Source organism: Luteibacter sp. 329MFSha, from assembly GCF_900111665.1.
In the GTDB taxonomy this organism is placed as follows: Bacteria; Pseudomonadota; Gammaproteobacteria; order Xanthomonadales; family Rhodanobacteraceae; genus Luteibacter.
Map to the genome: position 1 here is coordinate 267646 of NZ_FOJE01000004.1, position 14296 is coordinate 281941.

Annotated in this window: 13 protein-coding genes; 7 read left to right on the forward strand and 6 right to left on the reverse strand. The window is 67.2% G+C overall.

Going from position 1 to position 14296, the window contains the following annotated elements; genetic code table 11:
- Window positions 1-12 precede the first annotated feature (12 nt).
- A complete protein-coding gene (locus BMW54_RS16740) occupies window positions 13-2211 on the reverse strand; it encodes a hypothetical protein (RefSeq protein WP_090058329.1) in 2199 nt (732 codons plus the stop codon).
- A gap of 213 nt (window positions 2212-2424) precedes the next feature.
- On the opposite strand from BMW54_RS16740, the gene BMW54_RS16745 reads away from it, so the two are divergent.
- The 3 genes from BMW54_RS16745 (at window position 2425) to BMW54_RS16755 (ending at window position 6587) form a co-directional block, all read left to right on the forward strand.
- Window positions 2425-2892, forward strand: coding sequence for a hemerythrin domain-containing protein (locus tag BMW54_RS16745; RefSeq protein WP_090058331.1), 468 nt, complete (start codon window positions 2425-2427; stop codon window positions 2890-2892).
- A 133-nt stretch (window positions 2893-3025) separates the two neighbouring features.
- On the forward strand, window positions 3026-4516 hold the full coding sequence (locus tag BMW54_RS16750) for an ATPase domain-containing protein (protein ID WP_090058333.1): 1491 nt from the start codon (window positions 3026-3028) through the stop codon (window positions 4514-4516).
- On the forward strand, window positions 4485-6587 hold the full coding sequence (locus BMW54_RS16755) for a hybrid sensor histidine kinase/response regulator (protein WP_090058335.1): 2103 nt from the start codon (window positions 4485-4487) through the stop codon (window positions 6585-6587). Before BMW54_RS16750 ends, BMW54_RS16755 begins: the two co-directional genes overlap by 32 nt.
- 27 nt (window positions 6588-6614) lie before the next feature.
- On the opposite strand, the gene BMW54_RS16760 is transcribed toward BMW54_RS16755, so the two are convergent.
- The gene (locus BMW54_RS16760) at window positions 6615-8984 is read right to left on the reverse strand and encodes a DNA polymerase II (protein ID WP_090058337.1); all 2370 of its coding nucleotides are present in this window, start codon (window positions 8982-8984) and stop codon (window positions 6615-6617) included.
- Between the two features lie 222 nt (window positions 8985-9206).
- Here BMW54_RS16760 and BMW54_RS16765 point away from each other — a divergent pair, with 222 nt between their 5' ends.
- Window positions 9207-9572, forward strand: a complete 366-nt coding sequence (locus BMW54_RS16765) for an ArsR/SmtB family transcription factor (RefSeq protein ID WP_090058339.1) — start codon at window positions 9207-9209, stop codon at window positions 9570-9572.
- A gap of 4 nt (window positions 9573-9576) precedes the next feature.
- Here the strand turns inward: BMW54_RS16765 and BMW54_RS16770 are convergent, their stop codons facing one another.
- A complete protein-coding gene (locus BMW54_RS16770) occupies window positions 9577-10104 on the reverse strand; it encodes an arsenate reductase ArsC (RefSeq protein WP_090058340.1) in 528 nt (175 codons plus the stop codon).
- 121 nt (window positions 10105-10225) lie between these two features.
- On the opposite strand from BMW54_RS16770, the gene BMW54_RS18645 reads away from it, so the two are divergent.
- Window positions 10226-10750: an alpha/beta hydrolase gene (locus tag BMW54_RS18645; protein WP_139206132.1), complete on the forward strand. Its 525-nt coding sequence runs from the start codon at window positions 10226-10228 to the stop codon at window positions 10748-10750.
- Between the two features lie 35 nt (window positions 10751-10785).
- On the opposite strand, the gene BMW54_RS16780 is transcribed toward BMW54_RS18645, so the two are convergent.
- Window positions 10786-11076, reverse strand: coding sequence for a hypothetical protein (locus tag BMW54_RS16780; protein ID WP_090058344.1), 291 nt, complete (start codon window positions 11074-11076; stop codon window positions 10786-10788).
- Between the two features lie 134 nt (window positions 11077-11210).
- Window positions 11211-12017 carry an SDR family NAD(P)-dependent oxidoreductase gene (locus BMW54_RS16785; RefSeq protein WP_090058347.1) on the reverse strand — a complete coding sequence of 269 codons (807 nt, stop codon included), beginning with the start codon at window positions 12015-12017 and terminating at the stop codon, window positions 11211-11213.
- 81 nt (window positions 12018-12098) lie between these two features.
- Here BMW54_RS16785 and BMW54_RS16790 point away from each other — a divergent pair, with 81 nt between their 5' ends.
- Window positions 12099-12683, forward strand: coding sequence for a TetR/AcrR family transcriptional regulator (locus BMW54_RS16790; protein WP_090058349.1), 585 nt, complete (start codon window positions 12099-12101; stop codon window positions 12681-12683).
- Window positions 12684-12686: 3 nt separating this feature from the next.
- Here the strand turns inward: BMW54_RS16790 and BMW54_RS16795 are convergent, their stop codons facing one another.
- Window positions 12687-13535, reverse strand: a complete 849-nt coding sequence (locus BMW54_RS16795; RefSeq protein ID WP_090058352.1) for a tetratricopeptide repeat protein — start codon at window positions 13533-13535, stop codon at window positions 12687-12689.
- A 196-nt stretch (window positions 13536-13731) separates the two neighbouring features.
- On the opposite strand from BMW54_RS16795, the gene BMW54_RS16800 reads away from it, so the two are divergent.
- Complete coding sequence (locus BMW54_RS16800; protein ID WP_090058353.1) at window positions 13732-14268, forward strand: hypothetical protein; 537 nt, start codon at window positions 13732-13734, stop codon at window positions 14266-14268.
- Window positions 14269-14296 lie beyond the last annotated feature (28 nt).

Consider the following 14296-nt stretch of genomic DNA (forward strand, 5'->3'; position numbering starts at 1 on the left):
CACGCGATCCGGTCAGACTTGGCCGAACAGGCGACGCGCGTGCTCGTATTCCCGGCGCATCTCGTCAGCGCTCAATGCCCGTTGCCACACCGCGACGTACCGCGTGAGGATCGCCCCCATGCCGCCCGCGTCGCCGCCGTCCTTCCACGCGTTGACGAGCACCTTGCCGTTGAGCGGCCGTGTCGCGAGCCCGTCGTGAGCCTCTTCCCGTAGCGCACCTTCGACGACCGGGCAGTAGAACCGCACCGTCCCGCTCGCCGCGTCGATGGAGACGATCGCGAAACGCGGCTCCGCGCGGGTCGCTACCGGTTGCGGCGTCGCCGTCGTCAGGGCCTTCATGTCGTTCGTGAGCGCCAGGCGGAAGCCGGTGCGCCCGGAGTCGTCGACCGCGGCGTCGTAGGAGTGTTGCAGCGTCGAGCCCGCGAGCCGCGGCGCGAAACCCTGGAACGTCCCGAGCGCGCGACCGGCGTTGCTGGCCGGACCGACGCCGACCGGCGTGCTGAACACGGCGGCGTAGGTGATGCTCGCCGTCTCGTCGATGTCCGTCCGGAAGCCGTGGGTGTTGTTGGGCGAGAGCGCGCCACGACTCGTGAATGTCGGCCGGCCGATCGGAACGAGCGCGGCGGCGCCGCTTCCCGATCGGTCGATGAGGTCGCTGCGCGCATCGCCATCGAAATGCCATTCGCCGTTCGGCTGAGCCCGCGCCATCCAGGCCAGGTCGATGTCGCCGACCAGCGCGTAGTTGTGCATCGGCCGTGTGCTGCCGTCGCTGGCGATGTAGATGTCGAGGTCGCCCGCACCGTCACGAATGTTGGTGCGCGGTCCGCCGATACGGCCCGCGATCCCGGCGGGCTCCGCGATGTCGCCCCAACCCAGCGTGACCTTGCGCGCATGGTCAGGCAAGTCGGTCTTCAGGCCAAGACGAATCGTGTCGACGGCGACGACGTCCACCGTGTCGATCAGGTTGTCGTCGGCGTCGTCCGTCATCACGAGCGCGTCGTTGGCGTCGCGCACGTCGAAGCCGGCGTTGCGCGTCGCGCCGACCCAGCCCGTATCGATCTTCACGCCGCCCGCGGGGACGTTGAAAACGATGTCGATCGTCCGCGCGTCGACCCGGACGGCCGCGACCATGTCCAGCGCCGGATGGCGTAGCGGGACGCCGGCGGTGCGGTCCTGGATCAGCTGATGGATGGCGCGTGCGAAATAGCGGCCCTGCCAGCGGTGGCTTTCGTTGGTCAGGTGGAGCATCGGCTGGTCGAGCGACGATTCGTCGACGTAATCGAAGACGTACTGCGGGTTCACCATGCGGAGGTACGGGCTGGACGCGCATGCGTCGCGCTGCGCGAGCGCGATGAAGGGATTGCAGAACGCCATGCTCGTCGTGCCGTAGCTGTTGTGGCTGCACACCTGTGCGACGAGCCAAAGCGGGCGCCATGCCTGCTCGGGCAGGTCGACCTGACAGAGCTTCAGCCAGTGCGCGCGCTCCAGCGCCACGAGCTTCGTCCGGTAGCTGGCACGCGTTTCGGTGAGACCCGTTGAATCCGTTTCCCCCTGCTGCCATGTCGTCGCGAGCCAGCCGATGCTCGTGCCGTCGCGCCGGCCTTCCTCGCGCATCAGGGCGAGCATCGCCTTCAGACGCGTCCGGCTGTTCAGCCAGCCCTGGTAGCCGCCGGGGTTCGTATCGTCCAGGAACGTCGCGAAGTAACCGATCGGCCGGCCGCCTTCCGCGCTGGTGAATGCGCAGTAGCGGCTGTACTGCGCTTCGTAGGGAACGCCATCGAGCGCGGCGGTGTATTCGACGAGGCCGTCCGTGCAGGCGTTCGTACCGACCTCGCCGCCGGTACCGTGGCCGCCGTCGTACTCGACCAATGGCGCGAGGCTCGTCATCGCCGCGGCGTCGGTGCCCGGGCGTACGCCGCCATTGAAGGTCACGTTGGCATAGATCTGCTGCAGCGTCAGCGCCGGTCGGCCGCCGGTGCCCACGGCGTTGGACTGGCCGTGGAACATGATGAGCTCCCGGCGCGCGCGGACGATCGTTTCCACGGCCGGCGCATCGGCGGCGACCGCAGGCGTCGCGAGCAGCCAGGACCATCCGGCGCCCGCAAGGCCGAGGCCGCCAGCGACGGTGGCACTCCGGAGGAGAAACGCGCGCCGCGAGACATCGGTCTCGTCGTGCGCTACCGCCTGTGCCGTTGTCTGTGGTGTCTTCATGGCGTCATTGAAGAAAGCGACGTGTCGACGAAACGGCACTCGGGCGGCCTTCTGGCCGAAATTGACTAGCGATCGACCGCGACACGCCAGACCACGCCACCGGGATCGCCCTTCCGGGTCAACTTTTCGTCGTCGGCATAACGGTTGGGCGCTACGCGACCGTCACCGTGTCGCTGTGAGGCTAGACCTTCCCAGCCATCGCCAGGAGAACCCATGGATGCCATCGCATTGCTGAAGCAGGACCACCAGGTGGTCAAGCAGCTGCTCGAAGAACTCGCCGAGTCCACGACCCGTGCCGTGAAGAAGCGTCAGGAGCTGCTGCAGAAGATCCACGTGAACCTCAAGGCGCATACGACCATCGAGGAGGAGATCTTCTATCCGGCGTTCAAGGCCGCCGGCAAGAAGGACGAGGAAAAGATGTACTACGAGGCCCTCGAGGAGCACCGCGCCGCGGAAGACCTCGTTCTGCCCGACCTCCTGAACACCGACCCGTCGACCGAGCAGTTCTCCGGTCGCGCAAAGGTCCTGAAGGAACTGATCGAACATCATGTCGAGGAAGAAGAGGGCGACATGTTCAAGGATGCGAAGAAGCTCCTGAGCAAGGAGGAGCTGCAGGACCTGGGCGCCCGCATGGAGGCTCGCAAGGCCGAGCTGCTCGCCGAGCTGAAGGCGGCGGCCTGACGACGCGATGCGAGCGCCCGACCCTGGTGGCGGGCGCTCACGTCGCGCTTACTCACACCGGGCCACGATACACAGCGCTCCGCGCCGGTCGTGTACCGGCTCGCCCTGTCGCCTCATAGTCCGGTAGCCGTCCATGCCCCCAAAGCGCGTTTCGACCGGTACCAGCGGTCTCGATACCATTCTCGGCGGTGGGCTCCCCGCCAACCGGCTCTATCTGCTCGAAGGACAACCCGGCTCGGGCAAGACCACGCTTTCATTGAGTTACCTGCTCGACGGCCTGGCCAAGGGCGAGAGCTGCCTCTACGTCACCCTTTCCGAAACGGCCGACGAGCTCGCCGAAGTCGCCGAGGCGCATGGCTGGTCACTGGAAGGCCTGCACCTGTTCGAGCTCGCGTCGGCGGAAGCGGTTCTGGGCGACGGTCGCCAGCAGTCGGTGCTCCATCCCTGGGAGATGGAACTCGACGGCACCGTTCGGTTGATCCAGGCCGAAGTGGAACGTACCAATCCGAGCCGGATCGTCTTCGATTCGCTGTCCGAACTGCGGCTGCTTGCGCAGGATCCGCTTCGCTACCGGCGCCAGGTCCTGGCCCTGAAGCAGTTTTTCGCACCGCGCAACATCACGGTGATGCTGGTGGACGACCTGACGGGTGAGGGCGGCGGACGCGACGCCCACCTGCACAGCCTCTGCCACGGCGTCATTTCGCTCGAACGCCTGACGCTCGATTTCGGTGCGGCCCGGCGCCGGCTTCAGGTCCAGAAGCTCCGCGGCGTCGACTTCATGGCCGGCTACCACGATCTTGCCATACGCACGGGCGGGCTCGAAGTGTATCCCCGCCTCATCGCTTCGGCTTACCACGCGCCTTTCGTCGGCGAGCCGGTGCTCAGTGGGATCGCCGAACTCGACGAGCTCCTCGGCGGCGGCCCCCTGCGTGGTACCAGCACCCTCCTCACCGGGCCTGCGGGCTCGGGCAAGACGAATCTCGCGTTGCAGTACGTCGCGGAGGCCTGCCGTCGCGGAGAAGCATGCGCCATCTTCCAGTTCGACGAACGCACGGGGACGCTGCTGACGAGAGCGGAATCGCTCGGCCTGGATCTTCGGCCGCACATCGAGAGCGGATTGCTCACGCTGCGCCAGATGGATCCCGCGGCGATCTCGCCCGGCGAGTTCGCCTGGACGATCCGCCGCGCGGTGGAGGATGGATGCCGGATGCTGGTGATCGACAGCCTCAACGGGTACTTCACGTCGATGCCGCAGGAAAAGCAGCTGATGTTGCAGGTGCACGAGCTGCTCTCGTTCCTCAACCAGAACGGCGTCAGTACGATCCTCATCCACCCGCAGCACGGACTGGTGGGATCGATGTCGGTGGGTGACATCAATGTCAGCTACATGGCGGACACCGTGATCCTGTTTCGCTTCTTCGAGGCACAGGGCCGTATCCGCAAGGCCATCTCGGTCATCAAGAACCGTAGCGGCGCGCACGAGGACACGATTCGGGAGCTGCGCGTCGACGATCACGGACTGCGCCTCAGCGCGCCTCTGGATCAGTTCCGCGGCGTGCTGACGGGCACGCCGCAGTTCGTCGGTGCCGCCGATGCGCTCCTGGAGCAGCGCGGTGCCGGCTAGCAAGCCCGTCTATATCGCGGCGCCTTATCGCCGCGATGCGGACACGATCGCGGACGTGCTCCGCCGGGCCGGCTACGTTGCGACCGTCCATCCGTCGCTGGAGGCGATGGCGCCGGCGCTGGACGAACGCGTCGGCGCCGTCGTGCTGACCGAAGAAGCCATATCCGGCGACCTGTCGGTCCTCGTGGCGGTGCTCCGAAGTCAGGAGGCATGGTCGGACATTCCCTTCATCCTGCTGCGTCCCGCGCGTGCACACACGCTGGCGCACCGCGCCGCGTTGCCGCCCGAGGTCATCAACCTCGTCGAACTGGAACGGCCCCTGGGCGAGGCCTCGTTGGTCAGCGCGGTGGCCGCGGCGCTGAAGGCCCGGCAGAGGCAGTTCGTCATCCGGGATCAGATGCTCAGCCTGGCGGCGAGCCAGGCGGCGCTTGCCGCGAGCGAAGCCGAGCTCCGGCTGATCGCGGACTCGCTCCCGGTGCTGATCGCCTTCATCGATCGCGGTCTCGTCTACCGTTTCGCCAACGCGGCGTACGAATCCTGGCTCGGGAAGCCGCTGAGCGAGATCGTCGGGCAAAAGGTCGAGGACGTCATCGGACCCGAGCCCTGGGCCACGCGAAAGGACGCCATCGCGCAGGCTTTGCTCGGGCGCCCGGTGCGGATCGAGGTGAGCTGGCCGCACCGAAGCGGCCAGCGGCGCGACGCGGAGATACGGTACTTGCCTCGGCACGCCCCCGACGGCAGCGTCGACGGCTTCCACGTGTTCGCCACCGACGTGACGGCGAGGAAGGTCGCCCTGCAGGCCATCGAACACGAGGCGGCGCGGCTGGAGGCTCGCGTGGCCGAACGCACGGCCGAGCTCGAGGCCGAGATGGCGGCGCGTGAACGCAGCGAGGCCGCGCTGCGCCAGGCGCAGAAGATGGAAGCCGTCGGCCAGCTGACCGGCGGCATCGCGCACGATTTCAACAACATGCTCACGGGCATCCTCGCGGCCATGGACGTCATGCGGATGCGTATCGCCCAAGGTCGCACCGACGATCTCGGCCGCTTCATCGACGTGGCCAGCGGTTCGGCGGAGCGGGCGGCCGCGCTGACGCAGCGGTTGCTCGCGTTCTCGCGCCGTCAGTCGCTGGACCCGAGGCCGGTCGACGTTGCCGGGCTCGTGCGTTCGCTCGAGGACCTGCTTGCACGCACGCTTGGCGAGCGGGTGCGCCTGACCGTCACCCTCGACGACGATGTTCCGAAGGCCATGGTGGACCGCAACCAGCTCGAGAGCGCGTTGCTCAATCTCGCGATCAACGCCCGCGACGCCATGCCCGAGGGTGGTGATCTCTGCGTCGCGGTGGGCGCCCGGTCGGGCGTGGTCGGTTGTACGGAGGTCGCGGACGTGGCGACACGGTGGGACATCCCCGAGGGCGAGCACGTGGTGATTTCCGTCACGGACACGGGCGTCGGGATGGACGAGGACACGCTGTCCCGCGTGTTCGAGCCGTTCTTCACCACGAAACCGATCGGCCAGGGCACCGGCCTCGGCATGTCCATGATCTACGGATTCATCCAGCAATCGCAGGGACACATCCGCGTCCATTCGCGACCCGGCGCCGGCACCACCGTCGCGCTCTACCTGCCGCCATGCCATGACAAGGAAGCCGCGGAGCGAAGCACGCGCCAGGACGCCGCCGTGTCCGACGGCCGTGGCCAGCGCATCCTTCTCGTCGAGGACGATCCCCAGGTGCGCGTGCTCGTGGCCGACCTGCTCACCGAACTCGGCTACCGGGTACGGACGGCCGACGCGTCCGATGCCGCGCTCGCGGCGCTCGCGGACGATGCCGCGATCGATCTGCTGATCACGGACGTCGGCCTCCCGGGGCGCAGCGGCCGCGAGCTCGCCAGCATCGTTCGCCAGTCGCAGCCGTCGCTACCGGTGCTTTTCATGACGGGGTATGCGCAAGGCGCCGCGACACGCTCGGCGTTCCTCGACCCCGGCATGAGCATGATCCTCAAGCCGTTCGAACTCGCGGCCTTCAGTCAGGCGGTGAACGGCATGTTCGCCCGCGCATCGACGGCCGGGTGAAAGCGCGATGCCCGTGCTCAGCCGGGATCAGAACAAACCCGGCTGGCGGTTCGTCAGCGCCGCGAGGCTTTGGCCCAGAGGCGCCAGGATCGCGTCGGCGATGGGTTCGAGCTGGTTCGACAGGTAATGCTCGTGATCGATGGCCGAGGCGCGCGCCTCGACGGGCTCGGGACCGGCCAGCGTCATCACATAGCTGATCCATCCGCCGTTCTGGTAGCGCAGCGGCCGGCCGTGGCGCGCGTTGTACTCGTCGGCCATGCGCGCCGCGCGCACCTGCGGTGGCGTGGTGCGGTCGTACGAGTCGAGTTTTCCGCGCAGACGCTTGCGGTAGACGAGCTGGTCGTCGAGCTCGCCGGATTGCAGGCGCTGTACGTAATCGACGACGTAGTCGGCATACGGCTCGCGACGGAAGATGCGCCCGTAGAGTTCGCGCTGGAAGCGCTGCGCCATCGGTGTCCAGTCGCTGCGGACCGTTTCGAGGCCGCGGAAGGCGAGCTCCTCCTCGCCGTCGTCGTTGACGAAGAGGCCGGCGTAACGCTTCTTGCTCCCCGTCTCTCCGCCGCGAACGGTCGGCATGAAGAAGCGGGCATAGTGCGTGTCGAATTCGATCTCGAGGTGGTTCTCGATGCCGTGGGCGGACGCGAGCGACGTCTTCCACCAGTCGTTGATCCGTTGCCGGAGCCGGTCCGCGACGGCCATCGCCGCCGCTTCGTCGTGCGCGCGGCCGAGCCAGATGAAGATCGAATCGGTATCCCCGTAGATCGCCTCGTACCCTTCGTCCTCCACGAGCCTGCGCGTGCTGCGCATGACTTCGTGGCCGCGTAGCGTGACCGCGGCCGCGAGCCGGGGATCGAAGAACCGGCCACCGGGCGCGCCGAGCACGCCGACGAACGCGTTCATGAGGAGCTTGAACGCCTGCGACAGGGCCTGGTTGCTTTCGGCCTTGGCCTGATCGCGCCGCTTCCACAGGTGGTCGATGATGCCGGGCAGGCAATGCCGGGTACGCGAGAAATAGGTGTCGTTCGGTCCGGGCACGGCGTTCGACGGGTCCAGCATGCCTTCGGCCAGCCCGATGGGGTCGACCAGGAAGGTGCGGATGATCGAGGGATACAGGCTCTTGTAATCGAGCACGAGTACCGAGTCGTAGATGCCCGGCCGCGAATCCATCACGAAGCCGCCGGGATAGGACACGCCATGCACGGCACCGGCGCTCGGTGCCACGTAGCCTTCGCGATGCATGCGCGGCAGGTAGTGGTGGCTGAAGGCGGCGATGGAGCCGCCGGACTGGTCGGCGGGCAGGCCCGTCGCGTTCGCGCGCTCGAGGACGAAGTCGAGCAGCCGCGTCTTCGCGAAGATGCGCGTCACCAGTTTGCAGTCCACCAGGTTGTAGCGTGCGAGCGCCGGTTTGTCCTCGCGGAAACGACGCTCGATCTCGTCCATGCGATGGTATGGATCGTCGACGTCCTTGCCTTCGCCGAGCAAGGCCTGCGCGACGGATTCGAGGCTGAACGAAGGGAACGACCACATCGCCGAACGCAGCGCCTCGATGCCATCGATGGCGAGGCGTCCGGGGATCGACGCGAACACGTAGTTCTCCCGGCGTCCGTGTTCGCGCCAGTCGACCGGTCGGCCGCCGCGGCCCAGCGACAGCACGAGACCGTGCTGATCCGCGCAGGCCTGCAGGAGGCGAAGGTCGAACTGCACGAGGTTCCAGCCGACGATCGCATCGGGATCGTGCTCGCGGAACCATGCGTTGATGGCGTAGATCATCGCGCGGCGGTCCGCGCAGTAAGTCAGGACGAAGTCCTGCGGGCCCGGTTCGTCGGCGGGTGCCTCACCGAGCATGTAGACGTCGCGCCGCCCGCAACCCTCGAGCGCCACGGAGTACAGCTCGCCCATCGCACTGGTTTCGATATCGAGCGACACGATGCGCAGCGTTGGGCGAAAAGGCTCGCCGGGGCGAATCCGCGGATTCACGAGAACGGCGTGCGCGTCGTCTTCAGCCGCTTCGACCGTCACCGAGGCGGTGATGAAGCGCTCCATGAGGTAGCGATCCGTCGGCCGGACATCGGCTTCGATCAGGGCGATGCCGCGCTCCACGAGCCGCTTCTCGAGCCGCAGCATGGCGCGGTAGTTCCGGGCGTACAGCCCGACCACGGGCTCCTGGTCCAGGGTCTTCATCGCCAGGGGCCTGAGTTCGAACACCGGGTCGTTGCGGACCGCCGCCTCGACTTCGCCTCGTTGCGATTCCCGCACGAAGGCGACCGCCGTCTGTCCATTCACCACGACGTGTCGCGGGCCGTCGTCCGTCGCCAGCCAGAAGTCGAGTTCCACGCCATCGCGCGTGTCGCGCCAGTGGCGCGTGAGGATGTAGCCACGTCGAGCGGGGGAAACCATCGCGCGATTTTACAGCGGCGTGGGTGGAGGGAACCGCCGGACGGGCGTGGTCTGCTGACAGCATGCCGTCAGCAGGGACGTCATGCGTGGCGAAGCCACCGGCGAGCGCGTACGCGAAGGCGATGCGCGGGATGTCGCGCTCGCTGGACTGGACGTGGATGTCCATGGCGCGGCCGCCGCGCGCGCATTTGTTACACTGGCCATTCGTTGCCGGCCCATTCGATGAAGACGCCCGAAGCCATCAAGGTCCTCTCCGCACTGGCTCAGGAATCGCGCCTGGCCATCTTCCGTCTGCTGATCGAGCAGGGGCCGGACGGCCTTCCCGTGGGCGCGATCGGCGAGCGTCTGGGCCTCGCGAACGCCACGCTTTCGTTTCACCTGAAAGAACTGCTTCACGCCGGGCTCGTGACGAGCCGGCAGTCCGGCCGGTTCATCTATTACGCGCCGGTGATCGCCGCGGTGGACGGGCTTGTCGCGTTCCTCACCGAGAACTGCTGCGCGGCGACTGGCGGCGACTGCCTGCCGGCAAAGCGCGGCGCGAAAGCCGCCGGTGAAACGCCGAAGAGGCGGCACGCTGCCACGCGCTGATTCGTCAGCCGTTTCCGCGCGCCAGCGGCGAAGCGCCTTCGCCCTTTCCGATGCGGACCAGCTCCTGCCGCATGGCAAGCGCATCGAGCCGTTCCGTCGGCAATGCGACGAGCGCGCCGATGCGTTGTCGCAGGTAACGTAGCGCCGTGACGAACGCACGCTTGCGATCGACCGGCGAGCCTTCCACGGCGGACGGGTCTTCGATGCCCCAGTGGGCGGTCACGGGCCGTCCCGGCCAGATGGGGCATGTTTCGCCCGCCGCGTTGTCGCAGACGGTGATCACGATGTCCATCGTCGGCGCGCCTTCCGCCTCGAAGGTGTCCCAACTCTTGGACTCGAGCCCCGTCGTGGGGTAACCGAACTCGTCCAGCACCTCGATCGCCATCGGGTTGACCGACGTCCGGGGTGAGCTGCCCGCGGAGAACGCCCGAAAACGTCCGGCACCCTCCTTGCGCAGGATGCTCTCGGCAAGCACCGAGCGCGCCGAATTGTGGGTACACAGGAACAGCACGTTCAACGCGCGCGTGGTCATGGTCGTGCTCCGCAGGCCGTCATGCACGACGAGGCTACTACATTTCCATAAATATCGATATGTGGATGTGTCAGCACCGCGGTGATGACCTGCGGAACGACGGCCGCTAGAGTCGAAGGTCGTGCTCAGGGGACGCTTTCATGCCACGGACCACCGTTATCGCCCTCGTCGTGCTTGCCGCCACGTTCGTGGCCCATGCCGACGACGTCCCGCCGGCTCACGAGAGTTTCTCGCTGGCGTCGGCATCGTCGGCCGAGACGCGGCGCATCAACGTCTACACACCGCCGGCCTGTTCGCCATCGAGAGCCTGCTTCACGAGCCGGCTCTCTTCGATACGGTCATCGCCATCAGCCCGAGTCTCTGGTGGAACGATGCGGGCATCGTCCGCGATGCCCCGGCGCTGCTGCGGAGATTGCCGGCTACTTCGCGGCACCTCTTCCTCACATCGGCCGACGAGGAAAACATCGCACCGAACGTGGCGGCGTTCGATCGCGCGCTGCGCGCTGCGAAACCGCCAGGGCTGGTGTGGACGTACGTTCCGCGCCCGGAACAGCGGCACGACACCATCTATCGCGCGTCCGAGCGGGCGGCCTTGCGGTGGGCCTATCCGGCGTCGCGCGCCGGCGACGACGACCCGGCGCGATAGTTACCGGGTCGTCGCGGCCGTGGCGTGATGAAGGCTTACTTACCCTCGGGCACCAGGTTCGCGAGCTTGCCCTTCTTGTCGAACTCGCAGGTGAATTTCTTCTCGCCGTCGATGCCCGCGTTGGCGACACCGGCGATCGAGTAGCCCGAGTCCGCGGCTTCGAGCGGCTGCAGCTTGATGTAGTCGTTCTTGACGTCGAACTTCTTGCCCGCGGCGTCGAGGCACTTGTTCGTCAGCTTGCCCGGATCGGGACGGTCGGAAGCGAAGGCGCCCGAGGCGAGGACGAGACCGAGCGAAGCGGCCATGAGCAGGGTGGGAGTACGCATGGATCTATCTCCGTACGAGGCACGAGGCCGGAATCAACGTCACCGGAGTCTGCCTTCCGATTCCTTGCGGCAGGATGAATCGTGCAAGCGGAATTCGTCTCGTCGTTGCGTGCGACTGCGCCGCCGCATCGGCGTCAGACGGTCGGCGTGGCACCGCCGTCGATGCGGAAGATCGTGCCTGTCATGAAGTCGTTGAGCGGACTGGCCAGCAGGCAGGCCGCGATCGCGATGTCCTCCGGCATGCCCAGGCGATCCACGGTCTGTCTCACCACGTTGCGCAGTACATGCTGCTTGCCGACCTCGGGATCGTCGCTGCCCAACGGCTTCGCGGTCGTGGCGAACCAATGATCGAGCTGCGGGGTATAGATGAGTCCCGGCATGATCGCGTTCGCCGTCACGCCGGTTCCGGCGAGCGATTTCGAAAGGCTGAGCGTGAGGTTGTTGAGCGCCGCCTTGGCGGCGCCGTAGGCGGGGAACTGCGCATGCGGGGAAATCGCGTTGCGCGACGAGATCTGGATGACGCGTCCCCATCCGCGCTCGCACATGGCGGGAACGAGGGCGCGCGTGAGGCGCACGGCGGCGAGGGTGTTCGCGTTGTAGTTCTCGGCCCACTCATCCACCGAGGCGCCGAACCAGTCGGCATGCGACGTGTCGGACGAGCCGCCGACGTTGTTGACGAGGATGTCGATCTGTCCGAAAGCGGCACGCGCCACATCGGCCACGCTTTCCGCCTGCACGGCGATCGCCAGGTCGCCGAGGGCCATGGATGCGCGGCCCCCTGCGGCCTCGATCGATTCCACGACGGCCGCGGCGCGGGCGGCGTCGCGACCGTGGACGACCACCGACACACCTTCCGCGGCGAGCATTCGCGCGATCGCCGCGCCGATGCCGGAGGTGCTGCCCGTGACGAGTGCGATTTTTCCGCTGAGACGAAGATCCACTGTAGCCATCCCATCATGATGTCTACACCAGTATACTTAGGCGACAACCCTTGTCTACACCTGTTTACTTAGGAGCCCGCCATGACGTCCTCCGATGCCCCGAGAAAGCGCGACGCCGCGGCGACGCGGGCTTCGATCCTGGCCTCGGCGCGCCACGCGTTCGCGACCTTCGGCTACGACGGCGCGGGCGTTCGCGACATCGCGCAGCAGGTCGGCGTCACCGCGATGCTGGTCAACCGCTATTTCGGGTCGAAGGAGCAACTGTTCGCCGAGGTGGTGGCGACGACACTCGCCGAGCCGCAGATCCTGCGCGACGACGTGCTGGCTTCCAGGGAACGAGGCCGCGATCTCGCGAGTGCGTTGATCGAGCGGACGGCCGGCGACGGTTCCCGACTCGACGGCTTCCTCATCCTGCTCAAGTCGGCGTCGAACGAGCGCGCGGCGGCCATCTGTCGCGAGCAGGTGGAGAAGCACCACCAGCACACCCTCGCCTCGTCTCTCGGGGGCGAGTCGGCCGAACTCCGCGCCGGCGTCGCGCTCGCGCTGATCGCGGGGTTCCAGTTCATGCGGCAGATGCTGGGCATGCAGGCGCTCGCCGAAGCGTCTCCCGAGGCCCTCGCGGCCATCCTCGCCCCGGCCTTCGACGCCATCCTGGCGCCGCGCTGACGATCACCAGGTGTTGTCGTCGGAGGAATCGTCGTCGCCCGACGAGCCGTCGCCCCAGGAGCTATCGTCGTTGCCCATGTCGATGGGACGGTCGCGCAGGTCGTCGTAGGCCTGACCCGAGGGGTCGCGGTCGTCGCGGCTCACCGGTGTCACGTCGCGCGGCTCGGTGCTTTCGCCATGCGAGCGGAGCGCCTCGTCGAGCAACATGCCCGCCGCGACGCCGCCCAGCCCGGCGGCGACCGCCGTGCCCACACCCGAGTGAGGTGCCTGCGGCTGCGGAGGCATGGGCGGATAAGCACCGTTCGACGTGTAGCCCGAGTACGGCGGCACGCCATCGGTGGGAGGCGTCCCGGCATACGGGCCCGGGACAGGCGTGGCATCGCGCTTCTTCCGCATCAGCAGGATGAGGGCGAGGATCACGACACCACCGATGACGAGGATCGTCGTGAAGTGCGACGAGCCGCCCGAGCCGGTCGCGGATCGCGCGTCATCCCCGAAACGAGCGGCGGTATCGACGCGTGGTGCCTGCGTCGTGGACCCGAGCGCCGCGTCCAGCTCGCGCTGGAACGCCTGGAACTTCGCAGGGTCGGTGAATCGCGTGGAGGGATCGAGGGTGGCGGCCTTCGTCGCCTCGGCCTTTGCATCGGCGATGTTGCCCCGGTGCGCGAGCACCTCCGCGAGCACGTAATGCGCCTTCGCGCTCTGCGGGTGCTCCGCCACCGCCTCGCGCAGCATCGCTTCCGCGCCGGCATAGTCGCCGCGGGCGATCAGCGCCTGGACGTCCTTGGGAGAATCCGCGGCATGTGCCAGCGACGCGCCCAACAAGAGAAGAAACAAAACCAGCCTGGCCATGACGGTGCCGCTCGATGAGGACTAGGACGACAGCATACGCCTCGTAATTTTCAACGGCCTTTCTTTTCGTTCGCACAGCCGAAACGTTCCACGCCGGCGGTTTCGTTCCACGATCGCCTGCAATGCGGTTACGCCAAGAACGTCCGCGTTCCCGCAGGGAGAATTTCGTCACACCCTTCTCCACGAGAACCCCGTCATGTCCGATAACGTCCTTTCCCGTTCCGCGTACAGCGCCGTCATCAATCAGCCCGTCGACAAGGTCGACATCGCCGAATGGCTGTTCAGCTTGCCGAGCGATGAATACAAGCGTTGCTGCCCACCCGATCACATCGCCGCCGGCTCCACCTGGACCGACGACGGCCGCCGGATGTCGATCAATGTCGAAATGATCGGCAAGGGGCTCGTGATCCAGCAATACGTCGCCGAAGTCGCCGAACCGAATCACTGCCGGATGGTGTCGCTGTCCGACGTCTTCGCGCCGCAGGGCCGTAGCCGCGTGCAGGTGATCTGGGATCTGTCCGTCGAGGCCATCGACGAGACGAGCTGCAAGTACACGAACTCGGTCGTCTCGTCGGCGCCGCCGGAGTACGTGGCGTGGCTCGCCGAGAACGGCATGACGATCGAGCAGGCGGCTGCCGCGCGGCAGTCGGCATCGAGCGATCACAACAGCCGCGAGACGCCGCTCTTCGCCGCCAGCATCGAGCGCCGCGCACGCGCCAACGCGGGCAAGTGACCGGCACGACCGCCGCGACGGATCGCGG